Source organism: Methanoculleus horonobensis (assembly GCF_001602375.1).
GTDB classification, from domain to species: Archaea; Halobacteriota; Methanomicrobia; order Methanomicrobiales; family Methanoculleaceae; genus Methanoculleus; species Methanoculleus horonobensis.
The window spans coordinates 483,568-508,228 of sequence record NZ_BCNY01000014.1; the positions used below are offsets into that span (position 1 = coordinate 483,568).

Below are 24,661 nucleotides of genomic sequence, written 5' to 3' on the forward strand. Positions count from 1 at the left end.
ACCTGCTCGAAACGCATATCCTTTTTTGGCATGATCACTTCTCATGCGAGTCAGCGAGCAGACACGGGAGCAGATCATGGCGGTGCTCCGGCGGATGACGGATGCCATGGGCCGGAAGGACATCGAGAGCCTGGTTTCGCTCACCGATCCTGAGTTCCGGGCGTTCGGCACGGGTGCCGACGAGAAGGCGATCGGGAGAGAAGCCTACCGCCGGCACCTCGAGCGCGACTTTGCGCAGGCGGAGACGGTCGCGCTCGATCTCTCCGATGTCCATATCGGCGCCGAGGGAACGGTCGCCTGGGTGATGGCCGATATGACCTACCGTTTTGTCGTCGACGGTATCGGAGAGACCCGGGACGTGCGGATGACGGCGGTGCTCCGCGGAACCGGCCACGCGTGGGTCTTTACCCAGGCGCACTACTCGTTCCCGGCCGGGGGCCAGGAAGAAGGGCGGTCGTATCCTACAAACTAACTCTTTTGAGCCTGCAAAAAAAGTGTCCTGATGGAACTTCGCACCCTTCGGCTCATCGCGCCTCATAAAAGAGGATCGCCCTCCCCGTGCCGTCGATGACCACGAGGGTGTCCCCGACGATCCGGTAGCCCGCCGCCGACCGGAGGAGGTCGAGGTAGGCCTTCTCCTGCTCCATGATGCCGGCGGGCTCGGTGCAGGAGGTTTTCGTCGCGAGAACCTGCTCCACGCCAAGCCCCGTCTCGTTGACCCGGTAGGGAGCCAGGTAGGCGTTGCACCCGGCCGACCCCGAGAGCGTGCCGTCGCCGTCGAAGACCAGGGTGATATCGGTGCCGGGCACCGGCGATGCGACGGTGCTGCCGCTGCCGTTGGTGTAGCGGGCGAGGTGCCATTCGGTCGCGAGCAGCGGGACGCTCTCGGGCTGCTCGGCCCGCACAAAGGCGAGCACCTCCCGCCCGGACGGCCCGGTGATCGTCAGCCGGTCGCTCTCGACCCGGTAGGAGGCGGCCGCCACGAGGAGTTCCCGGTAGCGTTTCTCCTGCTGGACGAGTTCCTGCTCATTCATAGGGTAGGCCGCGGTGGCAACGACCGGTTCTACTGCGATGGCGGAGCCGTTGATCCGGTAGGAGGCGGAGTAGAGGTTGCACCCGGCGGACCCCGTGAGCGTTCCGCTCTCGCCGAAGACGATGAGCGGTTCCGTCCCCTGCAGGGGCGCGACGATGGAGCCGTTATCCGCGCGGAACTCGACCAGGTTCCATGCCGTTCCGCTAAGCGGTTCGGTGATACGGTCGGTCTCGCCAGGAGATGCGTCCGCACCCCCGGTCCAGGTGACCGAGACGATGCACGCCGCCACGATGATCAGGAATGCCGTCTTCGCGAGTATGTTCTGTCCCTCTCGTCGCATCTCTTTCGGGTAGGCATAGGAGGCGAAAGAAGAAATAGTAACTCATTTGTATTGCGATTTCCTCGTACCCCCTTTCCTCCGGATCGGAAGAGTGCGGTGTTTATCCGGGGTTTCCATCCGGAGAGCGCTTCGAAGGGGTAAACGGCACCTCCGGAGGGGTGAAATGGGTAAAAACGGGCAGGAGCCGTTCGGCCCCTGTGCCGGAAACGGGGCCGGATCAGGGTCGGCCCGCGCTGAACGTGAGCAGGGTCGCTCCTCCTTCATCGAGGAGATCGAGCCGGTTTCCATCGATCTGGTAGCCTGCAACCGAGGTGAGGAGGTTGAGGTACCGGGTCTCCTGGTTCATGACGCCTTCCGGCTCGCCGCAGTGCATCTTCGTGCTGATCGGCGGTTCGATGGTGAGGTTCGTGCCGTCGAGCACGTAACCGGCCCCGTAGGAGTTGCACCCGGCGTTGCCGGTGACGTTCCCGTCGGAGAAGACCGCCGTGATCGTGGTTCCGACGATCACCGAGGAGACCGTCTCCCCATCGGGGCTGCTGAAGGACCCAAGCGTCCACGCCGTCCCGGCGAGCGGTGCCGCCGGCACCTCCGGTGCCTGCACGAAGAAGAGGAGGTCGTTGCCCTCTGCGTCCGTGAGGATCAGGCGGTCGCCTTCCGTCCGGTAGGAGGAGGCGTTTGCGAGGTGGGCGAGGTAGGCGCTCTCCTGCTCCATGACGCCCGGCGTCTGGCAGTACATCAGGGTGCTGAAGAGTGAGGAAACCGCGAGGTTCGCGCCGTCGAGGGTGTACTCGCCGCCGTAGTGGTTGCACCCGGCGTTGCCGCCGACGTTCCCGTCGGCCGCGAAGTTCGCGGTGACCGTCGCCCCCGCAATCACCGAGGAGATTGCGTCCCCTCCGGTGCTGTAGCTGTCAAGCACCCACTTCGTCCCGACGAGCGGGAGGTCGGGCGTCGGGGCGGCCTTCTCGAAGACCAGCAGGTTGTTGCCCTCGCTGTCGGCGAGGATCAGCCGGTCGTTCTCCACCCGGTAGGAGGCGACTTCCGCGAGGAGCGCGAGGTAGCGGTCCTCCTGGTCCATGAGGCCGGGCGGCTCGCTGCAGTACATCTCGGTTCTTATGGCCGGCTCGATCGCGAGGTTCGCGCCGTCTACGGTGTAGCCCGCACCGTAACTGTTGCACCCGGCGCTGCCGCCGACGTTCCTGTCGAGGCTGAATTTCGCCGTTACGGCCGTACCGTTAATGATAGGGGTCAGGGTGCCGTTCTCATCGGTGAGGCTCGCGAGTTTCCAGGATGTTCCGGGGAGCATCACGGGTGCGAAGGAGTCCTGCACGAAGACAAGCACGTCGGCGCCTTCCGCGTCGGTGATGACGAGCCGGTCGTCCTCGATCCGGCAGCCGGCTGCCGAGCCGAGGAGATCGATGAACCGTGCCTCCTGCTCCATGATGCCTTCGGGCTCCAGACAGAGTTTCAGCGTCTGAACGAGCGAGGAGACCGAGAGGCTCGTGCCGTCGATCTGGTAGTCGCCGCCGTAGCCGTTGCACCCGGCCGAGCCGGTGACCTTTCCGTCAGGGCTGAAGGCCGCCGTGACCTCCGTTCCCGGCAGAACCGGGACGAACGTGCCGTTCTCATCGAGATACGAATCCAATGTCCAGGAAGTTCCGGCAAGCCCGACGGACGTTCCCGGCGTCGACGTGCCCCCTGTGCACCCCGCGGTGACGATGCACGCCACGACGATGACGAGGAGCGACGCCGTCGTGAGGATATAGTTTCTGTTCCTTCTTCTGTTCGGTGCCATACAACTGCATATGGGCGGGAATGAGTGATAAATGAATGGTAGGCTACGAAAAAAATCGAACCTATGCATCGCCGGTTTGCCGAATCTGGCGATTATACGATTTATCCTGGTTGTCTTATTTTGTGCCGCAGGAAGGCGGGGGACGGGCTGTCCATCCGTATCCGGGCGTTTTGGCATCTCTCGCCGGGCGCTTTCTTGCATGTACTGGGGTTTTATCCCGAGGGGAGTCCCATACCGGGTGCGGAGAAGAGTGCTATGAGAACGTTGATCCTGCTAAGGCACGGCGAGAGCACCTGGAACAGGGAGAACCGGTTCACGGGCTGGACCGACGTCGACCTCTCGCCACGGGGTATTGATGAGGCTCACCGTGCGGCGGAACTTCTCAGGAACGGGGGGTATACGTTCAGCGTTGCCTACACCTCCGTCCTGAAACGGGCGATTCGGACGCTCTGGGTGGTCATGGACGATCTCGACCTCATGTACGTTCCCGTGCACCGGTCGTGGCGGCTGAACGAGAAGAGTTACGGCGCCCTGCAGGGTTTGAATAAAAAGGAGACCGCGGAGAAGTACGGCGCGGATCAGGTGCACCTCTGGCGCCGGGCATACGATGTGCGGCCGCCGCCGCTCCCGTGGGACGATCGCCGGCACCCGCGGTTCGACCCCCGCTACGCGGGTATCGACCCGGAGACCCTCCCTGCAACCGAGTCGCTGCACGACACGCTCGAGCGCGTGCTCCCCTGCTGGGAGAGCCACCTCGCCGGGGACCTTGCGGCAGGCAAACCTGTCCTGGTCGCCGCCCACGGGAACAGCCTCCGCGCCCTGGTCAAGCACCTGGACAATGTTCCGGATGACGAGATCGCGGGCCTGAACATCCCCACCGGCTATCCGCTCGTCTACGAACTGGACGAAGACCTGAAAGTGATCCGGCGCTACTACCTCGGCGACCCGGAGGAGATCGCGGCGGCAGCCCGGGGCGTCGCCCGGCAGGCGGGGCCGGGATAGCCGGGGCTATTCCTCCGGCCTTTCGCCGATACTTCCTTTCATTTCCTTTATTGTAACACAAATGTAACGGCATTACTGCCATTGTTACATATCTGTAACATCTTTCGCCTCTCTGTAACAAAACTGTAACAATTAAATTCCCGCCCGGTAAACATCTTTCTATGTCCAGGGTTGTCCGGGTTGACGAGGAGGCACTGGAGGTCGCCCTGCAGTACGGGAAGAACCTCTCGGCCGGGATCATGAAGATGGAAGAGATGCTCAAAAAACAGGAGAAGGCGAAGCGCGACTATACCAATATCGAGGAGATGATCCGCCGGGCGGTCAGGGAAGAACTCGATATGCTGACGGCCAGGTACTGAGTGGATGGGCTGAGCCCGGGGCAGATGATGCCGGGGGGGCACTCTTGCCCTGAGTGTGTGGCTCGGAGAAGACCTCCTGAGAGAGTTGTTGTTGCTCTAGGGTCTGGCACCAACTAGAAGAGGATAAGGACAGACACGATCCAGTTTTCCCCGCAATACGGGTGCAGTGGACCGTGGTGGCTATCGCCGAGAGGGGGGTGGGGACAAAGGGGAGTGCGAGCGCAGCGAGCATGAGAAGGCCGAAGGTCTTCGAGGGGGGAGCATCCCCCCTCCCCTGAAACCCCTCGCACCTAACGGTGCTCATGCTCCTGCCCCGCACCTCGCACCTAACGGTGCTCGAACTCCGTTCCCATGGAACGTCGTTCCTACCGGTGCTCCAGCTCCGTTCCGTTGGAACGTCGCACCCTCCGGCCAGTCGCACTCCCCAATGGCGATACCAAATGGGAATCCGTGCTCTGGAGCGATTCTAGACGAGGTCATCTAGAAGATCGTCCAGCGTAAAGATCCCAAGACCACCATCTCACCCCCGCCCGGTGAGTTCCGCAAGATCGCGGAGCCACTCGAACGGCGCACCGGCGAACTCCTCCGGCGTCATCCGCCACACCCAGTTCCCCGTGGTGGTCGAGGGGTAGTTCATCCGTGCCGCGGCGCCGAGGCCGAGGACGTCCTGCATCGGGACGATGCATGCCCGGGCGACCGAGGTCATCCCGAGCCGGACGAGCTCCCGGTGAACCTCGTCCGCCCCCACCTTCCGCCCGATGTAGGTGAAGAACCGCTCCTTATCCTCTTCCGACGCCTCCTCCTCGAACCACCCCCGTGCCGTGTTGTTGTCGTGCGTCCCCGTGTAGCAGATGAGGTTATGGACGTAGCTGTGCGGGATGTGCGGGGTCTTCTCGATCCCTTCGCCGAACGCGAAGAGGAGGATCTTCATCCCCGGGAAGTCGAACCGGTCGAGGAGGGCCTGAACGGCGGGGGTGTTCGCCCCCAGGTCCTCGGCGACGATGGCAAAGCAGGGATGCTTTCGGGCGAGCGCCTCGAAGAAGTCTTCTCCCGGCCCGTCGACCCAGGTGCCGCGCTCCGCCGTCGCATCTCCCGCCGGAACCTCGTAGTAGTCGGCGAACGCCCGGAAGTGGTCGATCCGGAAGAGATCGTAGAGTTCGGCCGACCGGGCGATCCGGCCCGCCCACCAGTCGTAACCGCGCTCATGGAGTGCGGCCCAGTCGTAGACCGGGTTCCCCCAGAGCTGCCCGGTTCTGCTGAAGATATCGGGCGGCACCCCGGCGACAACGGTCGGGCGGAGGTCTTCGTCGAGTTTGAAGATCCCGGGGTTCGCCCAGACGTCGACGCTGTCGTAGGCGACGTAGATCGGGATGTCGCCGATCACCTGGATGCCCCGGCCGGTGCAGTAGCGCCGGAGGGCCGACCACTGCCGGGCGGCGACGTACTGGAGGAACTTCTCCTTTCGTATTTGGTCGTCGAGGAGTTCGCGCATCTCTTTGAGCGCCCCCGGCTCCCTTGCCCGGATCTCCTCCGGCCACCGGTTCCACGCGTGCCCGCGGAAACGGTCTTTGAGCGCGACGAAGAGCGCGTGGTCGTCGAGCCACCACCCCGCCCCGTCGCAGAACGTCTCGAACCCGCGATCCGGCCCGGAGTGGCGGAACCGTTCGTAGGCGGCCGTAAACAGCCGTTCCCGGTACCACGCGGCCGCCTCGTATGCCGCCCGCCCCTCCGGGAACCCGGGCACCGGCTCCAGTTCGCTCTTTCTGAGGTAGCCTTCCCGGACGAGCATCTCGGGGCTGATGAGGAGGGTGTTTGCACCGAACGCCGACGGGCTCGAGTAGGGGGAGTGGGCGTATGCCGTCTCTGTCGGGTTGAGCGGCAGGATCTGCCAGTAGTGCTGCCGGGCGCGCTCAAGCGCATCGACGAACCGGTATGCCGCCGGGCCGAAGTCCCCGATGCCGTACGGCGACGGCAGGGACGTGATATGCAGGAGTATGCCGCTTCCCCGTGTCTGGATCATACATCTTCTCCGGATAACCCGCCCTTCTGGGGCGGTCTCAACGTATAGTCTTATCCCGCGCCGGCGAGGGGTACGGTCAAATAGATCCCGCTCCATAGGGGCCGGAAAGGAGGTGATTGAGACGGCGTTACCTGCCGGCATGACCGCATCCCGCATCCACGAGTACCTCCGCGACGCCCCGTACCCGGCGACCCGGGAGGATCTGGTCGACTACGCCCGCGAAGCCGGCGCACCGGACGATATCCTGCTGGCGCTCGAACGGTTGCCGGAGAGGCGGTATGCGAGCCCGGATCTCGTGACCGAGACGATCGGGATGCTGATGTGAGGATCAGGGTTTCTTCGCGACCAGCCACCCGCGGCCGACGAGCCCCCGGCCGGCTGCCCTCTCCCAGAGGCCAAGCGCCTGCAGGGTGTCGTCGTAGGCCTCGTCGCTGAAGAGCCCGACGATCGTCTCCCGGCCGCGTTCCAGCCGCTCGCGGATCCCGGCGACCTGCCTGGCGGGGTCTCCCGGGATCTCCCCCCGGTCCATGACGGAAAATCCGTTCCGCTCCAGGAGCAGCGCGTAGCTCTCCATAGTCTCGAAGTAGGGGAAGATCCTGAAGGTATCCCGGGTATGCCACTCGTCGTCGCTGGCCCGAACCTGCACCCAGTCGGTGAACGCAAGGGTTCCCCCCGGCTTTAAGACGCGGAAGGCCTCGCGTATCATCAGGTCCCTGTCCGTCACGTAGCACCAGGTGCCCTCGCCCCAGACGGCGTCGAAGACCCCGTCGTGGAACGCCGTCTCGAGCGGGTTTCCCTGCTGGAAGTCGACCCGGCCGGTGAGCCCGGCCTCCTCGGTTCTCCTGACGGCTTCGTCGACCATCCGCGGTATCGCGGCAAGCCCGATCACGGTCGCGCCGTACTCCCGGGCGATGCGCCGGGCGGCTCCTCCCGCGCCCGGGAGGAGGGCAAGCACCCTGCTTTCCTCACCAATCCCGGCCCTCTCTGCGAGGGCGTCAAGATCGGGATCGGCGTCCTCGCTCGCGAGCATCTCCCAGATGAGCCCGACCGGCCCGCCGTAGACCCGCTCCACCTCCCCGGCGTGGACGTCCATCATCGTCATCCATTTCCGCCGCACGATGTCGCCCATGGGATATCACCGTGCCGCTACGGTCGCCTTCGCCTCCTCACGGACGGTGAAGAGGTCGCGGAGAGTGTCCTTGATACAGGCCTCGAAGATATCCCGCACGTGGGTATGGGCGATCTCGAGCCAGTCTGCCACCGCGTCCGCCGGGATGTTCTGGCCTTCCGTCAGGTAGTAGTCGATGTTCAAGAGGAACGCGTTGTGCTCCGTCGACTCGGGGACGGCGTCGGTGAGTTCCACCCGGCAGTTGTCGCGATCGTCGTGGAACGAGAACTCGCACCCGGTGATGAACCCCGCCGGCACCCGCGGGAGTTCCGGCGGGAGGGCGGGGTAGAAGGCGAAGTAGTCCGAGAGCGTCACCTCCCGCTCCGGGATCTCGATGAAGTTGACGTACCGGAGGTTCATGGTGCCGATGGCGTCGGTGCGGATGACCTCCCGGAATCGGTCGAACGCCCCGTGGATCCGCTCCGAGAAGGCCTCCCAGTGGACGTAGGGCTTCTGGCAGCTCACCGATAAGAGGCGGGGCCCGACCTGGACGGCGCACCCCTCGTCCTCGGCGAGAAAGATCGAGCGTTCGGCGACCAGGAGTTCTTCGCGGAGCCCTTCCGGGCCGAGGAGCATCATCACCTCGCGCACGTAGCGCTGGTCGCGTTTCGGATACATGTCCTTGAGGTGGCTATACAGGATGCCGGGGTAGGTCAGGTCCCAGGCGGTATCCTCGGGAAACCGGAATTCGCATATCACTTCGGCGGCGGGCGGGTTGACGTACTTCCTTACCTCTGCCATATTCTTCTCCCTCAGGGGGTGTTGGATGGAAGGAGACTACTTTAAGGTGACTGCTCAGCGGAACCATCACGATGCTTTATCTCCCGCGGCTGCTATCGGGGTGTGATGGGCGAGACGTTCCGCCAGACGGTTCACCTGGTCATGGGGGTCCTCGGCGCGGCGGTGATCCTCCGCCTGGACGACCGGTGGGCGTTCATCTTCGCAAGCGCCTTACTCGTCGCCCAGTTCCTCCTCTGCGACGCCTTCACCCGCGGCTACGACGTCCCGGTCCTCTCGCGGGTGATGGACGAGTCGGAGCGTACCGGGAAGGTGCCGCTCAAGGGCGGGATCGCCTACGCCGCCGGGGCGCTCTTCTGCCTCGCGGTCTTCGGCCGCGACTACACGGCGGTCGGGCTCGTCACGGTCGGGGTGCTCGACAGCGTCGCGACCCTCGTGGGGCTGCGGTTCGGGCGGCACACCCTTGTCGGGAAGAAATCGCTCGAGGGGACGGTTGCCGGGGCGGCGGCGGCCGCGCTCGCGCTGGCATTCCTGATCCCCTGGTGGGCGGCCGCGGTCGTGGCGGGGGTTGCGGGCGTCATCGAGGCCTGCTTCCCGCTCGACGACAACGTGGCGATTCAGGTGGGGGTGTGCGTGACGCTCGCGGCGGTGGGGGTCGGGGTGGGGTTGTGACAGAAGAATCTCAAGTGCTGGGTTTGCGGAGTGCGAGGTTTTGACTGAGGATGGCAGAACGAGTTGAGGCGACGAAAAAGCCCCGTGCTCTGGACCGTGGTGGCTATCCCCGAGAGGGGGGTGGGGACAATGGGGAGTGCGAACGGAGTGAGCATGAGAAACTCGAAGAGTTTCGAGGGGGGCGGCCCCCCTCGCACCTATCGGTGCTCAAGCTCGCTTCGCTCGCACTCCACACCCTTCGGGTGGTCGAACTCCGGGCGTTCGCACCTTCGGTGCTCATGCTCCCGCTCTGGCGACCGGTCGCATTCCGCCCATCGCACTCCCCGTCAGCCCCTCAAAGAACTTCGTTCTTCTCATGCTCCTGCCCTTCGGCCAGTCGCACTCCCCGCGTGGCGATAAGCGACGTTCCGGCAGGAACGGAGCTGGAGCACCGAAGGTGCGATATCCACGGGAAACCCGTACACGGGCAGGTGCGGCAAAAAAAAGGAGCATGAACCCTCAGCACTATCTTACTAGATCGCGCAGAGCCCTCCAGGGCTCTCTCTCCTCAGTGCTTCACACCCCGCTTCTTGAGTTCCTCCGACTTCTTCTTCGAGCACTCTTCGCACCGGAACTCGGGCGCCGGGTCGTTCGATTTGTCGTAGTTCTCCGCCCGGACGAGGCGGTAGCCCCGGGCGACCTTCCCGCAGTCCACGCACCGGACCTCCTCTTTGACCTCCCACTGGGCGGCGAGCGCCTCGGAGGTGAAGATGAACCGGTCGACCCAGAAGAAGATGAGGCCGCCGATGAGGTTCGCGACGACGGTGGCGGCGAGCGCCCCGAGGCCCGCGAGCCAGTAGAGCACCACGGCGAGGATCGGCGTCGAGAGCTGCCACCGGACGAGGTAGAGGCCGTATCGCTTAAAATTTACTTCCACGTATAAAATTCGGCGGGCGACATCATAAAACCGGGGTCGGCACCGTCACCCGAGCACCAGGATCCGGCGGGTCAGGCTCTTGTGCACCCGCTGCTCGTGCTCCTGCAGGACGGTGAAGTGGCGGGCGGCGATCGGCGTGATGTCGCGGTGCGTGACGACGACCGCGCGCCTCCCCGGCCGGAGGATGCGCCGGATCTCCGCGAGCGATCCGTCGTAGAGCAGGTCCATGCTCTCTCCGTGGATCCTGACCGACTGGCCGTAGGGGAGGTCGGTCACGACCGAATCAAGCGCCCCGTCGCAGATCGGGACCGCCGTGGCGTCGGCGACCAGCACGTCTGACCCCGGGAGGTTCTGCCGGTAGCCGTCGACCATCGCGGGGTCGAAGTCGCTCCCGAGGATCCGGACGCCGATCTCCCGGGCTTCGAGGAGGATCCCGCCGGTGCCGCAGAAGGGGTCGAAGACCACTTCGCCGGGGCGGACAAGGGAGATGTTGACGAGCGCCCGGGCCATCCGGGGCATCATCACGCCGGGGTGGAAGAACGGCCGGCGCATGGGGTTCCGCGCCTCGAACGCCCCCCGGTCGATCTTCTGGATGACGCGGCCGAAGTAGCAGCGGTCTTCCGAGACGACGGCGCGGTACTCTTCGACCGGGTCGCGGAGCGAGACCGGGCCGGCAATCAGGCTCCCGATCAGTTTTTCCAGGTCGAGCCGCTCGATATCCATCCTGCTCCCCTGGATCATCTTCCCCCGGCCGACGAACGGTTTTGCGGTCGTGATGGCGAGATCGCGGAGGAGATCCTCAAACGCCGCCCGCGTGGGCTCGCACTCCCCGAGGTACTCCATCACCACGTGCGTCAGGGCGAGGCGCCCGGCGGCCTCCGGTTCCGGGCACTCCGCGACCGCGACCTGAGCCCGCCGGTCGAGGACGGTTCCCACGCACTCCAGTTCCATGGCGGGGAGGTCGGGGTGCTCGCCGGAGAGTTCGAAGAGCAGCTTCATTCCTATGGTATTGGGGGCGCGGGGCGATAAAGCGGGGGGATGGGGGGAGCGACTGGCCGTAGGGCAGGAGCTCGAGAAGAACGAAGTTCTTCGAGCGACTGGGTATAGGGCAGGATGTTGTGGGGGGTGTAAGCCCTGCACATCAGGTCGGTCGAGCTTGAAACCTGGTGGGCTCTCGGATTCACGGGAACAGCAGAAGCGGGGGAAAAGCCTGGTACGGCGGACTGTGGGGATATCGCGATTGGGGGTGGGGCTGACGGGGAGGGGGGATACTCCCCCCTCCCCTGTCTCCATCCCATAAGTTGACGTGTAACCCCCACCCCGCCCGGCCTCCGGCCTCCTCCTCTGCACCTGCGGTGCTCAAACTCCCGCCGTCCGCTCCGCTCCCGGCAGTCGTTCCCCGCCCCAGGGGGCGGGGGCAGTGCGTGGCGATATCCGCACGAAATCCGTGCCAGGGGGTGTACGATTCCTCATTAGACGGGGGCTTACGCATTGGTAGATGCGAGTAACTCCTCTTACATGTCGTTACTCGCGCTTTCGACGCTCAAATCACAGCCCGCCGACCCACCAACGGGGGCTCACACCAAAACCGTTACCAAAAGAAGATAGTCAATAAAGCGAGAGGGAACCCCCCTCACTTCACCGTCTCTTTCATCTTGTCGACGACGTCCTGAAAGAAGCCCTTGCCCTTCTTTCCGCCCTTCGCGGAGGGTTTGTGCCCCTCGATCTCGAGCAGGCGCGTATAGAGTTCGCGCTCCTCGTCCGAAAGACGTGTGGGCACGACGATCCGCACCCGCACCAGCATGTCGCCGGGCTTCGTCTGCCACCGGACGCCCTCGCCCGGGATCTTCAGCCCGGTGTTGTGCTGCATGCCCGCCGGGATGTTGAGGGCGACCGTGCGCCCGTCGATCGTCTGCACCTCGACCTCGGAGCCAAGCACCGCCTGCGCCGGGGAGATATCGACCGTCGTCTCCAGGTCGTCGCCCCGCCGGGTGAACGACCGGTGCGGCGCGACGCTGATCTCGATGTAGAGATCTCCCGCCGGCGCACCGTAATCGCCGGCGTCGCCGTAGCCCTCCATCCGGAGGCGCATGCCCGTATCCACGCCCGGCGGAACCCGGACCTTCACCGTCTGCCGGGCACGCCGGTGCCCCGTTCCGCCGCAGGCCTTGCACCGGGTCTCGGGAACCCTTCCCCGGCCGCCGCAGGCGGTGCAGGGCATCATCCGGACGAAGTTCCCGAAGATGGACTGGCTCACCTGCCGCATCTGGCCGCTGCCGCCGCAGGTCGGACAGGTGGTGGTCTTCTTCGTCTCGCTCCCCGACCCGTCGCACTCCGGACAGGGCTCGACGTGGTCGACGCCGACCTCCTTTTCGGTTCCGAGCGCCGCCTCCTCGAGCGTGATGCGCATCTTCATCAGGAGGTCGGCACCGGGGCGCGGGCCGGCACGCTGCCTGCCCCCCCCGCCGCCGAAGAAGGTCTCGAAGATGTCCCCGAACCCGGAGAAGTCGGCGCTGAAGCCGCCCGAGTATCCGCCGCCGCCGGCGTACGAGCCCTTCGACGCGCTGCTGTAGGCCTCGTGCCCCATATTGTCGTACTGGGCGCGTTTCTGCGCATCCGAGAGGACGCTGTAGGCCTCGTTGATCTTCTTGAACTTCTCCTCGGCCCCCGGCTCTTTGCAGACGTCGGGGTGGTATTTTCGCGCCAGGTTCCGGTAGGCTTTCTTGATCTCCTTATCTTCGGCGCCCTTCGAGACACCGAGGATATCATAGTAGCTGTCCGGACCCATCGACCTCACTCTTTGACTTCGTAGTCGGCATCGACGACGTTATCGTCCTTCTTTGCGGCTCCCTCCGCCTGCTGCTGCTGGGCGGCGGTCGCCTGTGCCTGCTGGTACATCTTTGTCGTGAGTGCATATACCGCTTCGGTCAGGGCATCCATCTTCTGCTTGATCGCCTCGAGGTCGTCGCCGTCGAGGGCCTTCTTGAGGTCGGCGATCGCGCTCTCGATCTTCTCCCTGTCCGCGGCCTCGATCGAATCGCCCGCATCCTTCATCGCCCGCTCGGCGGTGAAGATCGCGGTGTCGGCGGTGTTCCGCAGTTCGATCTCCTCGCGATTCTTCTGGTCTTCCGCCTCGAACTTCTTCGCGTCGTCCATCATCCGCTGGATCTCGGCTTCGGACGGCCGGGAGTCCTGCGGCTTGATGGTGATCGACTGCTCGTTCCCCGTGCCGAGGTCTTTGGCCGAGACATGGACGATACCGTTCGCGTCGATATCGAACGTGACCTCGATCTGCGGGATGCCCCGCGGCGCCGGCGGGATGCCGGTGAGCTGGAACCGGCCGAGCGTGAAGTTGTCCTTCGCGAGCGCCCGCTCGCCCTGCATCACGTGGATCTCCACCGAGGTCTGGCCGTCGGCGGCGGTCGAGAAGATCTGGCTCTTCCTCGTCGGGATGGTGGTGTTGCGCTCGATGAGCTTCGTCGCGATGCCGCCGAGCGTCTCGATCCCGAGCGAGAGCGGGGTCACATCGAGGAGCAGGACGTCCTTCGTCTCGCCGGTCAGGACGCCGGCCTGGATGGCGGCGCCGAGAGCGACGCACTCGTCGGGGTTGATCCCTTTGTCGGGCTCCTTCTTGAGAACCTTCTTCACAGTCTCCTGGACGAGCGGGACACGGGTCGAACCTCCGACGAGGAGGACGTGGTCGATATCGTCGGCGCTCAGTTTTGCGTCGGAGAGCGCCTGCTTCACCGGCCCGAGGGTCGAGTCGACGAGGTCGCCGATGAGTTGCTCGAACTTCGCCCGGGAGAGATCGATGTCCAGGAACTTGGGCCCGCTCTCCGTCGTGGTGATGTAGGGGAGGTTGATGTTGGTCTTCTGGACGGTGGAGAGCTCGATCTTCGCGTTCTCTGCCGCGTCGCGCAGCCGCTGCATGGCGACCGGGTCGTTCTGGAGGTTGACGCCCTCCTTCTTCCTGAACTCGTCGGCAAGGTAGTCGACGACCCTCTTATCGAAGTCGTCGCCGCCGAGGCGGTTGTTGCCTGCGGTCGACTTGACCTCGAAGACGCCGTCGCCGAGCTGGAGGATCGAGACATCGAACGTCCCGCCGCCGAGATCATAGACGAGCACCGTGGAGTCGCCTTCCCTGTCGATGCCGTAAGCGAGCGCGCTCGCGGTCGGCTCGTTGATGATCCGGAGCACCTCGAGGCCGGCGATCGTCCCTGCGTCCTTCGTTGCCTGCCGCTGGGCGTCGTTGAAGTAGGCGGGCACCGTGATGACGGCTTTCGCGATCTTCTCGCCGAGATACTCCTCCGCGTCCAGCTTCATCTTCTGGAGGATCATCGCGGAGATCTCCTGCGGGGTGTAGGTCTTGTCCCCGATGGTGACCTTCTCGTTCGTGCCCATCCTGCGCTTGATCGACTGGATGGTGCGGTTCGGGTTCGTGATCGCCTGCCGTTTCGCGACGTTGCCGACCAGCCGCTCGCCCTCCTTGGAGAACGCTACGACTGAGGGGGTGGTTCTGCCGCCCTCGGCGTTGGCGATGACCGTCGCCCGCCCGCCTTCCATGATTGCCATGCACGAGTTGGTTGTCCCAAGATCGATACCCAGAACTTTTTCCGAAACCATTCTGTTATTCCTCCATTCCTTTAGATACTACGACTTTTGCGCATCTGATGACCTTGTCCTGCATACAGTAACCGCGGACGGCCTCGTCGATCACGGTGCCCTCCCCGGCATCCGACGGGACGTAGGCGATCGCCTCGTGCCGTTCGGGGTCGAAGGGAAGGTTCCTGCATTCGATGGGCACGATGTCGTGCCGCTCGAGGATGGCCATGAAGAGTTTCCTGATCTGTTCCATCCCTTCCGGGAGGGCTGCGCCGCCTGCTCTCTCCGCCCGCTCGAAGTTGTCCACGACCTCGAGCAACTCCACAGCGAAATTCTCGATGGCGAACGTCGTACGGGCATCGAGTTCCCGGGCCATCCTTCTGCGATAGTTGTCGAAATCCGCCGCAAGGCGCATATAACGGCTGTTAAGGTCGTCATATGCTTTTTGCAGCTCTTCAAGCGCCGGGGATGCTGCATCCGCCTCGTTTGCGAGACTCTGTTGCTTCTCGTTTGGTTCGGATGTATCCTCCTTCATACGCCTAACCTGCTTCAAAATGATGTAATGGAGTTGTTCGATTATTTATTGTAATGTGGTTCTATATAATATTAACCTCTCCCGCAGAGATCCGCCTCCGGTAGCGTGTCGGATTCCCGATTGGGCACCCATTCACCGGAATTCTCCACCCCGGTATCCGAATCGGCGCGAGATACGGCGTTCTCCATACCGGTCCTGCCGGCATACCCCGTGAGCGGGCCTGCCGTCTCCCCGCGGGGAAAACACGGCCGGTTCTGCAGGCAGCGCCAGATATATCTCTCTACCCCTCTTACGTGTATCCATGAAGTGGGCACTGCTGTCTGTCTGGGACAAGGCAGGCATCGTCGATCTCGCAAAGGTGCTTATCGAGCACGATTTCGGGATCCTGAGTTCCGGCGGCACCGGGGCGGAACTCGCGCGGGCGGGGATTCCTTTCACCGACGTCTCCGCCTACACGGGCTCTCCTGAGATGATGCACGGACGGGTCAAGACCCTCCACCCGAAGATCCACGGGGGCATCCTCGGCCGCCGCGGCATCGACGACGCCGTGATGCAGGAGCACGGCATCGAGCCGATCGATCTCGTGGTGGTGAACCTCTACCCCTTCGAGGAGATGAGCGGCAAGGGCCTCTCTCTCGAGGAGATCATAGAGTACATCGATATCGGCGGTCCGGCGATGGTGCGGGCGGCGGCGAAGAACCATAAGTACGTCGCGGTCGTCGTCGACCCTGCCGACTATCGCATGGTCGCGGACGCCGTCCGGCGGGGCGGGTTTACGGCTGAAGAGCGGTTGAACCTCGCGGCAAAGGCGTTCGCACGGACGGCCGCCTACGACGCCGCGATCACGAACCACCTCACCGGGTTCGACCGGCCGTTCCCCGATGTCTTCACCGTCCAGTTCAGGAACGGGAGAACGCTCCGCTACGGCGAGAACCCGCACCAGGCGGCGGCGGTCTACGGCGATACCGGCATCGCGGGCGAAGAGCCGCTCCAGGGCAAGTCGATGTCCTACAACAACTACCTCGACGTCCACGCCGCGGTCGGCCTGCTCCGGGAGTTCGAGGAGTGCGCCGTGGTCATCGTCAAGCACAACAACCCCTGCGGCGTCGCAACCGGCGAGAATCTCCTCGAGACCTACATCGCTGCCCGGGAGGTCGACCCGGTCTCGGCCTACGGCTCGATCGTCGCGATGAACCGCGAGGTCGGAGCGGACATCGCCCGGGAACTGACGGGGACGTTCGTCGAGGTCGTCGTCGCCCCGTCGTTTGCGGCGGAGGCCCTCGAGATCATGAAGGCGAAGGAGAACATGCGGGTGCTCCGGCTCCCGGAGCCGGTGGTAGAGCCCGAAGTCCGGAGCATCGACGGCGGCGTCCTGGTCCAGCGCACAGAGCCTTACCAGGAGAACTGGCAGGTCGTGAGCGAGCGGGAGCCCACCGCCCACGAGATGCGGGCGATGCAGATCGCCCTGAAGGTCTGCCGGCACACGAAGAGCAACGCCATCATCTTTGCAGACGAAAAGGCGGTCATCGGGATCGGGGCCGGACAGATGAACCGGGTCGAGTCGGCGGAGATCGCGGTCAAGAAGTCAAGGAAACCCCTCGCCGGGTCGGCGGTCGCATCGGACGCCTTCCTTCCGTTCCCCGACACGATGGAGGTCGCGGCGGCGGCGGGCGCGACGGCGCTCGTCCAGCCGGGCGGCTCGATCCGGGATGCTGAGGTCATCGAGGCGGCGAACCGGCTCAACATTGCGATGGTCTTCACCGGGGTCCGGCACTTCCGGCACTGATCCTTTTTTTCGCCATGAAGATCGAACTGCTCCGGGAAGATAAGCGGCGGTTCCTCGACCTCCTGCTCGAAGGCGACGAGCAGGAGTCCATGATCGAGACCTACCTCTATCGCGGGGATCTCTTTACCCTCTATGATGGCGGTCTCAAGAGCGTCTGCGTGGTGACGTGCGAAGGCGACGGCGTCTATGAACTGAAGAACATCGCCACGTACGAGGAGTTCCGGGGCCGGGGCTACGGCAGACGGCTGATCGAGTACCTCTTCGAGCACTACCGGGGCAGGTGCCGCGTCATGCTCGTCGGGACGGGCGACTGTCCCCGTATACTCCGATTCTACGAGCGGTGCGGGTTCACCGTCTCCCACCGCGTCGAGAACTTCTTTATCGATCACTACGACCACCCGATCTTCGACTGCGGCGAACAGCTCGTCGATATGGTCTACCTGAGAAAGGAGTTCTGACGGCTCCGCGGCCGCGGGGCCTCGTTTCCGCCCAAACTGTTATATCCCCCGGCCCCTCTCCACGGCTGGTATGCGTATGGACTACGCGAGACTCCTCTCGGGAGCGCTAGGCTACGCAAAAGACGCTCTCATCGGGGAGTGGGGGCGGTGGGTGCTCCTGGTACTCCTCTCGCTCGTCCAGACGTTCACCCTCTTTTTACTCCCGTTCTACAACGGCTACATCGTGCGGGTGCTCGCCGGCCGGACGCCCCCACCCGAAGTCGACGACTGGGGGAGGCTCTTTCTCGACGGGTGGAAGCTGAACATCATCAACCTTATCTACCTGATCCCGGTCATCGTGGTCCTGGCCGTCTTCGGCGGGATTGCGGTCATCTCCGCCATAGCGGCACGGGGGCTCGACAACCCGGACGTGTGGGCCTCGGCCGTCGCCGCCGCCGTCACCGGGATCGCGATTGCGGCTCTCGTCCGGGCCGTCATATCGTTTATCTCCCTGATCGCCGTCGTGCGGTTCGCCCACACCGGAAGCCTCCTCCAGGCGTTCAACATCGTGGCGATCGCTTCACACATCGGGCGGATCGGGTGGGGCGCCTGGATCGCCGCGGTCGTCGTCATCCTCCTCATCGGTCTCGCGTATACGGCTGCGACCGCCCTCATCGCCTCGCTGCCCGTCCTCGGGTGGATCGTCAACCTCTTTTTAGGGGTCGTCTACAGCATCTTCCGCGCCCGCTACCTTGCCGCGGCCTACGAGACCGCCCCGGCGCCGGCGTGAGGAAACTGCCCGGTGCCTGCCGGTACCGCGCTGCCCCGGATCTGGAAAACGTTCTAAGTCTGAATTGCCTGATTCGTATCGAAATGATCGCTCAATTTCAGCAAAAAAAGGCTGTAAATTGAGCGATTATAGCAACGCTTTTATACCATTTTATCTCACAGTAAATCGTGGGTGATACACCTATGGATTACGGAAACATGCTGAGCGATTCGTTCAGCTACGCAAAAGACGCTGTATGGGGCAAGTGGGTCCAGTGGATCCTGCTCGCCATCAGCACGATCATATTCCCGCTCATTATGGGGTATATGGTCCGCATTTACAGCGGTGTGAAGCCGGCTCCCGAAGCAGGGAACTGGGTAGGAATGTTCATCGACGGCCTGAAGCTTCTCATCGTCGGCATCATCTACTCCATTCCGCTCTTCATCATCATGGCTATCTTCATGATACCGGCGCTCATGGCAGCCAACGGCGGAGACCCCATGCTCGCCCTCGGGTCGATGGGTATCGGCCTCCTGCTCGTGATCATCGTCGGCATCATCATCTCGCTGATCTCGGCGATCGGTATCATCAGGTTCGCCAAGACGGGCAGCATGGGCCAGGCGTTTGCCTTCGGCGCCATCCTTGAGCACATCGGCAAGATCGGCTGGGGCAGCTACATCATCGCCATCATCGTCCTCATGGTTGCCGGGGTTGTCTTCGGCTTCATCGCCGGCATCCTGGGCATGATCCCGGTCCTCGGCTGGCTGATCATGCTCTTCCTGTACCCCGTCTGGTACATCTTTGCGGCACGGTACATGACGCTGATCTACGAGAGCGCTCAGGCACCGGCCTAACCCCTACTTTCTTTTCGTAAAAATGCCGCCGGAGAGACTCCGACCTTCCCGGGCGCGGCATACGGCGTGGCTGTTTTTGAGATCCTGCTTTATATACACTGTGCCGCTCCGGTCCCGGTCGAACCGATCTGTGCCGGGTTTAGACGATTTTTCCTGGTCAAATTATCCCTTTTCGGGAATGGGGTATAGTAAAGTTTGCATTTAGACCAATACTTTTATATAAGAAATTCTCAAATTTAACAAAGGTGGTACATCTATGGACTACGGTAGTGTGATCTCCAACTCGTTTGAGTATACCAAAGAGGCCCTGGTCGGCAAGTGGATGCAATGGGTCATCCTGGCCGTCATGGCGCTCGTGCAGACATTCACGGTCTCCCTGATCCCGCTGCTCTCCGGCTACGTCGTGCGGGTGCTCGCCGGCAACACGCCGGCCCCCGAGATCGATGGGTGGGGCAAGCTCTTTGTTGACGGATGGAAGATGAACATCATCGCGCTGGTCTACATGATCCCGGCAATCCTGGTCTTCCTCGTTCTCGGCGGCCTCAGCGTCATTGCAGGCATGGCAACGACCGACCCGACTGCGGCCGGCGCTGCGATCCTCGGTGCAATGGCAGGAGCGTTCCTCGCCTTCCTCGTCGCGATCGTCATGGCGTTCATCGCCCTGTTCGCCGTTCTGCGGTTCGCTCACACCGACAGCGTCGGTGAGGCGTTCAACTTCAAGGCAATCTTTGCGCAGATCGGTGCGCTCGGGTGGGGAACCTGGATCATTGCGGTCATCGTCCTGCTCATCGTCGCGGTGGTCTACGGTTTCGTGGTCGGCATTCTCGGTGCGATACCCTTCCTCGGATGGCTCATTGCACTCTTCCTCAACGCGGCGTTCGCCATCTTCTACGCCCGTTACCTCGCGCAGGTCTACGAGGAAGCCCCGGCCTCCGCGTAATCACAGAAACAACCTCTCCTTTTTCTCCAGTTCCGCAACCTTTGGCCTCCTTCACGGTATCGCCTTTCCCCCACCGGTAGAATCTCCGGAGGAGACCGTCTGCTCCCCGAACAAAAACAGCGTGTTTATCCCTATCCCGGGCAATCCCTATCTGAATATCCGGTGATACACATGGGTCTCGTTCAATTACTCAGCGAGTCCTTCGGTTACGCGAAGGACGCCATCTGGGGCAGGTGGATCCGCTGGCTCCTCCTGCTCGTCAGCACGATCATATTCCCGTTCATGTACGGCTACACGGTGCGGGTCATGAGCGGCACGAAGCCCGCCCCGGAACTCGAAGGCTGGATTGGGCTTTTCATTGACGGTATCAAACTGATCGTCATCACGATCGTCTACTCGATCCCGCTCATGGTTCTCACGGTCCTTCCCTTCCTGATGTACTTCATCCCGGTCTCGGCAACGGTAACCCCGGCAGGATCAGGCCCCGAACCGCTCATCAGTCCGGACCTGGCCATCTTCGTAGCCCTCGCCATCTTCGTCATCTTCATCCTTGCTGCCATCATCATCGGGATCCTCTCGACGTTTGCAGCGGTCAGGTTCGCCCGGACGGGGAAGATGCGCGAGGCCTTCAGGGTCGGCACCCTCGTCCGCCACGTTGGGAAGATCGGGTGGATCCGCTGCTTCGTCGCCCTCCTCGTCATGGGCATCGTGGTCGCGATCGCACAGTTCGTTCTCATGCTCATCCCGGTCCTCGGTCTTATCCTCCTGCTCCTGCTCACGCCGGGGTTCATCATCTTCTCCGCCCGCTACGTCGCCCTCCTCTACGAGAGCGCCCCGGCGTCGGCGTAAAATCCCCCTTCTTTTTTATCCCGCACCAGAATTCCCGAATGCCCAACATTTAAGTAGCGCTGCCGCCAATTTCTTGACGGTGAATTGCACTATGTGTGATTGTTTTATTTGTTGAACCGATTCGCTTTTTTGACACAACTCTACGGGACGGCGAACAGACACCGGGTGTCTCGCTCACGCCGGCCGAGAAACTTGAGATTGCAACGCACCTCGCCGACGTCGGCGTCCACGTGATAGAAGCAGGCTCAGCCGCCGCATCCGCCGGAGAGCGCGAGTCGATCCGCGTCATCGCCGCCGCCGGGCTTGCCGCCGAGTGCTGTACCTACGTCCGGGCACTCCCCGGGGATATCGACCTCGCCGCCGACGCCGGTGCCGACTCCGTCCACCTCGTCGTCCCGGTGAGCGATCTCCATATCGCGAAGAAACTCCGTAAGACACGCGAGCAGGTCTCTCAAATGGCCTGGAGCGCCGTCGAGTACGCGAAAGAGCGCGGTCTGATTGTGGAGTTATCGGGAGAAGACGCCTCCCGCGCCGACCAGGAGTTCCTCGCGGAGGTCTTCCGGGAAGGGGTCGAGCGGGGAGCCGACCGGCTCTGCTTCTGCGACACCGTTGGGCTCCTCACGCCCGAGCGGGCGGCTGCGATCATACCGCCGCTCCTCTTCGCCCCGCTCTCCATCCACTGCCACGACGACCTCGGGTTCGGGCTCGCGACCACCGTCGCCGCCCTCCGGGCGGGGGCAACCTGTGCTCACGTCACCGTCAACGGCCTCGGGGAGCGGGCGGGAAACACCTCCCTCGAAGAACTGGTGATGGCGCTCGAGGTGCTCTACGGGGCGAAGACCGGGATCAAGACCGAGGAACTCTACCCGCTCTCGACCCATGTCGCCCGGCTGACCGGGGTTCCGCTCGCGACCAACAAGCCGATCGTCGGCGAGATGGCTTTCACCCACGAGAGCGGGATCCACGCCCACGGGGTGATGCGGGACGCGAGCACCTACGAGCCGCTCCGGCCGGAGCGGGTGGGCCGCAAGCGCCGCATCGTCCTCGGGAAGCACTCCGGGTCGGCGGCGGTCGAGGCCGCGCTCCACGATATGGGCTACGCCCCGAGCGCTGCACAGCTCAAGGAGATCGTCGACCGGATCAAACGCCTCGGGGACGCCGGGATGCGGATAACCGATGCCGATATCATGGCGATCACCGATACCGTCATGGAGATCGAGTTTACTCCCTGCATCGAACTTTGCCAGTTCACCATCGTCTCGGGGAGCAACGCGATGCCGACCGCCTCGGTGACGATGCTCGTTCACGGTGAGGAGATCACCGGCGCCGCAGTCGGGACCGGCCCCGTAGACGCGGCGATCCGCGCGCTCCAGCGGTCGGTCGCCGACGTCGGGAGCGTAAGGCTCGACGAATACAGCGTCGATGCCATAACCGGCGGCACGGACGCCCTCGTCGACGTCTCGGTAAAACTCAGCAAGGACGGAAAGACCGTGACCTCGCGGGGTGCCAGGACCGACATCATCATGGCAAGCGTCGAAGCAGTTATCGCCGGGATGAACAGATTACTCAGGGAAGAGCATGAAGACCGGAGCCAGGACTCTGATTGAAGCGCTGCAGCGAGAAGGGGTGGATACCATATTTGGCTACCCCGGCGGCGTGGTGTTGCCGATCTACGATGAACTCTACGATTCGTCGATCCGGCACATACTGGTAAGGCATGAGCAGGCAGCGGCGCACGCAGCCGACGGCTACGCGCGTGCGAGCGGCCGCGTAGGCGTATGCCTTGCCACCTCCGGCCCCGGTGCATGCAACCTGGTCACCGGGATCGCGACGGCATATATGGATTCCATTCCGATCGTGGCGCTCACCGGCCAGGTGCCGACCGCCCTCCTCGGGAACGACGCGTTCCAGGAGTCGGACATCACCGGGATCACGATGCCGGTCACGAAGCACAACTACCTGGTGAAGGATGCCGGCGACCTCGACCGCGTGGTGCAGGAGGCGTTCTACGTCGCCAGGACCGGCCGGCCCGGTCCGGTGCTGGTCGATATCCCCAAAGACGTCAGCACAGGCCAGGTGTTGGAGGGAAAGCCCGTCCCCGAAACAGTCTCCCTCCGGGGCTACCAGCCCACCTACCAGGGGCACGTCCGCCAGATCGAGAAGGCGCTCGACCTGATAGCGACAGCTGAGCGGCCGCTCGTCTACGCCGGCGGCGGGGTGGTTCTCTCCGGAGCGTCGGCCGAACTCCTGGAGTTCGTGGAGGCGGCCGCCATCCCGGTGACGACGACCCTGATGGGGCTCGGCGCCGTCCCCGGCGACCACCCGCTCTGTCTCGGGATGCTCGGGATGCACGGCACCCAGTCCGCGAACTACGCGGTGACGGAGTGCGATCTCCTGGTAGCCGTCGGCGTCCGGTTCGACGACCGCGTCACCGGTAAGATCGAGACGTTCGCGCCGAACGCCACAGTCATCCACATCGATATCGACCCGGCGGAGATCGGGAAGAACAAGAAAGTCGACGTCCCGATCGTGGGCGACGTGAAGGCCGTTCTCCAGGCGTTTTTATCCCGGATGCAGAAGCGCGGCGATACGGCGAACTGGGTTGCCCGGATCGGCGCCTGGAAGGCGCAGTATCCGCTCGGTTACCGCGACGACGACCATCTCCGCCCGCAGTACGTCGTGGAGCAGCTCTCCGATCTCCTGAAAGGCGAGGGGATCGTCGTGAGCGAGGTCGGGCAGAACCAGATGTGGACCGCGCTCTACTACTGCTTCAAGAAGCCGCGGACCTGGATCACCTCGGGCGGTCTCGGGACGATGGGCTACGGGTTCCCGGCGGCCATCGGCGCACACTACGCCCGGCCGGATATGCCGGTCGTCGACATCGCCGGCGACGGGAGTTTCCAGATGAACATCCAGGAACTCGGGACGGTGGCGCAGTACAAGATCCCCGTCAAGGTCGTGATCTTGAACAACATGTACCTCGGGATGGTGCGGCAGTGGCAGGAACTCTTCTACGACCGCCGCTACTCCTACACCGAACTCCCGCCGGTGGACTTCGTCAAGATCGCGAACGCCTACGGGGTCGAGGGGCTCCAGGTCGACGAGAAGGCCGGAGTGCGTGAGGCGCTCGAGACCGCTCTCGCCACCGATGGGCCGTTCGTCCTGGACTTCCGGGTCGAGCGGGAGGAGAACGTCTTTCCCATGGTTCCCGCGGGTGCTGCGATCAACGAGATGATCGGGGTGCGTCAGCAATGAAACCGCATACCCTGAGCGTCCTCGTGGAGAACCGGGCAGGTGTCCTGAGCCGGGTCGCCGCGATGTTCTCGCGCCGGGGGTTCAACATCGAGAGCCTGGCCGTCGGGACCTGCGAGGAGCCGAACATGAGCCGGATCACGATCGTGGTGAACGGCGACGACGGGATCGTCGAGCAGATGATGAAGCAGACCAACAAGCTCATCGACGTCATCAAGGTCTCGGACCTGACGAAACGGGAGAGCGTGGAGCGGGAACTCGCCCTCATCAAGGTTGCCGCCGAGACCGGGCCGTCCCGCGCCGAGATCCTCCAGATAGCGGATATCTTCCGCGCCCAGGTCGTGGACGTCGGGTCGAAGACGCTGGTTCTCCAGGTGACCGGGGATACGGAGAAGATCGATGCGCTGGAGAAACTCCTGCGCCAGTACGGCATCAAGGAACTCGTCCGCACGGGGAAGATTGCGCTCCTTCGGGGCGCAAAGACCGTAAAGAGTTCCAAATAACATTCTTTTCGGTGTGATACCTTCATCGCTCCATCGGGGGAAGGTCACTCCCTCCCCTGCGATTGTGTTATATGTTAGCATGTCACACACTAAC

At 63.5% G+C, this 24,661-nt stretch carries 24 protein-coding genes; 14 read left to right on the forward strand and 10 right to left on the reverse strand.

The window, feature by feature from the left end:
- Positions 1-43 precede the first annotated feature (43 nt).
- Complete coding sequence (locus MCUHO_RS07460) at positions 44-472, forward strand: nuclear transport factor 2 family protein (protein ID WP_067075981.1); 429 nt, start codon at positions 44-46, stop codon at positions 470-472.
- 52 nt (positions 473-524) lie between these two features.
- Here the strand turns inward: MCUHO_RS07460 and MCUHO_RS07465 are convergent, their stop codons facing one another.
- Positions 525-1,373, reverse strand: coding sequence for an META domain-containing protein (locus MCUHO_RS07465; RefSeq protein WP_067075985.1), 849 nt, complete (start codon positions 1,371-1,373; stop codon positions 525-527).
- 217 nt (positions 1,374-1,590) lie between these two features.
- Positions 1,591-3,165: an META domain-containing protein gene (locus tag MCUHO_RS07470; RefSeq protein ID WP_067075989.1), complete on the reverse strand. Its 1,575-nt coding sequence runs from the start codon at positions 3,163-3,165 to the stop codon at positions 1,591-1,593.
- Between the two features lie 255 nt (positions 3,166-3,420).
- On the opposite strand from MCUHO_RS07470, the gene gpmA reads away from it, so the two are divergent.
- Positions 3,421-4,167: a 2,3-diphosphoglycerate-dependent phosphoglycerate mutase gene (gpmA, locus tag MCUHO_RS07475; RefSeq protein ID WP_067075993.1), complete on the forward strand. Its 747-nt coding sequence runs from the start codon at positions 3,421-3,423 to the stop codon at positions 4,165-4,167.
- Between the two features lie 161 nt (positions 4,168-4,328).
- Complete coding sequence (locus MCUHO_RS07480; protein WP_067075998.1) at positions 4,329-4,526, forward strand: hypothetical protein; 198 nt, start codon at positions 4,329-4,331, stop codon at positions 4,524-4,526.
- 520 nt (positions 4,527-5,046) lie between these two features.
- On the opposite strand, the gene malQ is transcribed toward MCUHO_RS07480, so the two are convergent.
- Positions 5,047-6,702 (reverse strand): 4-alpha-glucanotransferase, encoded by a 1,656-nt coding sequence (gene malQ / locus MCUHO_RS07485; protein ID WP_328585629.1) that lies wholly within the window; start codon positions 6,700-6,702, stop codon positions 5,047-5,049.
- On the opposite strand from malQ, the gene MCUHO_RS07490 reads away from it, so the two are divergent.
- Entirely contained in the window at positions 6,686-6,871 is a 186-nt protein-coding gene (locus MCUHO_RS07490; RefSeq protein ID WP_067076006.1) for a DUF2795 domain-containing protein, read from the forward strand. The genes malQ and MCUHO_RS07490 overlap by 17 nt on opposite strands.
- A gap of 3 nt (positions 6,872-6,874) precedes the next feature.
- On the opposite strand, the gene MCUHO_RS07495 is transcribed toward MCUHO_RS07490, so the two are convergent.
- Positions 6,875-7,675: a class I SAM-dependent methyltransferase gene (locus MCUHO_RS07495; RefSeq protein ID WP_067076010.1), complete on the reverse strand. Its 801-nt coding sequence runs from the start codon at positions 7,673-7,675 to the stop codon at positions 6,875-6,877.
- Positions 7,676-7,681: 6 nt separating this feature from the next.
- Positions 7,682-8,455, reverse strand: a complete 774-nt coding sequence (locus MCUHO_RS07500) for a TIGR04255 family protein (RefSeq protein ID WP_067076016.1) — start codon at positions 8,453-8,455, stop codon at positions 7,682-7,684.
- Between the two features lie 105 nt (positions 8,456-8,560).
- Here MCUHO_RS07500 and MCUHO_RS07505 point away from each other — a divergent pair, with 105 nt between their 5' ends.
- A complete protein-coding gene (locus MCUHO_RS07505) occupies positions 8,561-9,124 on the forward strand; it encodes a diacylglycerol/polyprenol kinase family protein (RefSeq protein WP_067076019.1) in 564 nt (187 codons plus the stop codon).
- A 547-nt stretch (positions 9,125-9,671) separates the two neighbouring features.
- On the opposite strand, the gene MCUHO_RS07510 is transcribed toward MCUHO_RS07505, so the two are convergent.
- From MCUHO_RS07510 to MCUHO_RS07530, 5 genes are all read right to left on the reverse strand, one after another.
- Positions 9,672-10,040 carry a hypothetical protein gene (locus MCUHO_RS07510; RefSeq protein WP_067076024.1) on the reverse strand — a complete coding sequence of 123 codons (369 nt, stop codon included), beginning with the start codon at positions 10,038-10,040 and terminating at the stop codon, positions 9,672-9,674.
- A 45-nt stretch (positions 10,041-10,085) separates the two neighbouring features.
- Positions 10,086-11,039, reverse strand: coding sequence for a TRM11 family SAM-dependent methyltransferase (locus MCUHO_RS07515; protein WP_067076029.1), 954 nt, complete (start codon positions 11,037-11,039; stop codon positions 10,086-10,088).
- 634 nt (positions 11,040-11,673) lie between these two features.
- On the reverse strand, positions 11,674-12,828 hold the full coding sequence (gene dnaJ / locus MCUHO_RS07520; RefSeq protein WP_067076033.1) for a molecular chaperone DnaJ: 1,155 nt from the start codon (positions 12,826-12,828) through the stop codon (positions 11,674-11,676).
- Between the two features lie 5 nt (positions 12,829-12,833).
- On the reverse strand, positions 12,834-14,663 hold the full coding sequence (gene dnaK, locus MCUHO_RS07525) for a molecular chaperone DnaK (RefSeq protein WP_067076037.1): 1,830 nt from the start codon (positions 14,661-14,663) through the stop codon (positions 12,834-12,836).
- 4 nt (positions 14,664-14,667) lie between these two features.
- Positions 14,668-15,177 carry a nucleotide exchange factor GrpE gene (locus MCUHO_RS07530; protein WP_067076040.1) on the reverse strand — a complete coding sequence of 170 codons (510 nt, stop codon included), beginning with the start codon at positions 15,175-15,177 and terminating at the stop codon, positions 14,668-14,670.
- Between the two features lie 301 nt (positions 15,178-15,478).
- Here MCUHO_RS07530 and purH point away from each other — a divergent pair, with 301 nt between their 5' ends.
- From purH to ilvN, 9 genes are all read left to right on the forward strand, one after another.
- Entirely contained in the window at positions 15,479-16,963 is a 1,485-nt protein-coding gene (purH, locus tag MCUHO_RS07535) for a bifunctional phosphoribosylaminoimidazolecarboxamide formyltransferase/IMP cyclohydrolase (RefSeq protein ID WP_067076044.1), read from the forward strand.
- A 14-nt stretch (positions 16,964-16,977) separates the two neighbouring features.
- Positions 16,978-17,421 (forward strand): GNAT family N-acetyltransferase, encoded by a 444-nt coding sequence (locus tag MCUHO_RS07540; RefSeq protein WP_067076047.1) that lies wholly within the window; start codon positions 16,978-16,980, stop codon positions 17,419-17,421.
- Positions 17,422-17,497: 76 nt separating this feature from the next.
- Positions 17,498-18,190: a DUF4013 domain-containing protein gene (locus MCUHO_RS07545; protein WP_235808203.1), complete on the forward strand. Its 693-nt coding sequence runs from the start codon at positions 17,498-17,500 to the stop codon at positions 18,188-18,190.
- A 182-nt stretch (positions 18,191-18,372) separates the two neighbouring features.
- Positions 18,373-19,023, forward strand: a complete 651-nt coding sequence (locus tag MCUHO_RS07550) for a DUF4013 domain-containing protein (protein WP_067076055.1) — start codon at positions 18,373-18,375, stop codon at positions 19,021-19,023.
- 256 nt (positions 19,024-19,279) lie between these two features.
- Positions 19,280-19,963 (forward strand): DUF4013 domain-containing protein, encoded by a 684-nt coding sequence (locus tag MCUHO_RS07555; RefSeq protein WP_067076058.1) that lies wholly within the window; start codon positions 19,280-19,282, stop codon positions 19,961-19,963.
- Positions 19,964-20,134: 171 nt separating this feature from the next.
- Positions 20,135-20,812 carry a DUF4013 domain-containing protein gene (locus tag MCUHO_RS07560; protein ID WP_067076064.1) on the forward strand — a complete coding sequence of 226 codons (678 nt, stop codon included), beginning with the start codon at positions 20,135-20,137 and terminating at the stop codon, positions 20,810-20,812.
- Positions 20,813-20,907: 95 nt separating this feature from the next.
- The gene (locus MCUHO_RS07565) at positions 20,908-22,419 is read left to right on the forward strand and encodes a 2-isopropylmalate synthase (protein WP_067076068.1); all 1,512 of its coding nucleotides are present in this window, start codon (positions 20,908-20,910) and stop codon (positions 22,417-22,419) included.
- The gene (gene ilvB / locus MCUHO_RS07570) at positions 22,391-24,067 is read left to right on the forward strand and encodes a biosynthetic-type acetolactate synthase large subunit (protein ID WP_067076072.1); all 1,677 of its coding nucleotides are present in this window, start codon (positions 22,391-22,393) and stop codon (positions 24,065-24,067) included. Before MCUHO_RS07565 ends, ilvB begins: the two co-directional genes overlap by 29 nt.
- On the forward strand, positions 24,064-24,567 hold the full coding sequence (gene ilvN, locus MCUHO_RS07575) for an acetolactate synthase small subunit (RefSeq protein WP_011843915.1): 504 nt from the start codon (positions 24,064-24,066) through the stop codon (positions 24,565-24,567). Before ilvB ends, ilvN begins: the two co-directional genes overlap by 4 nt.
- Positions 24,568-24,661 lie beyond the last annotated feature (94 nt).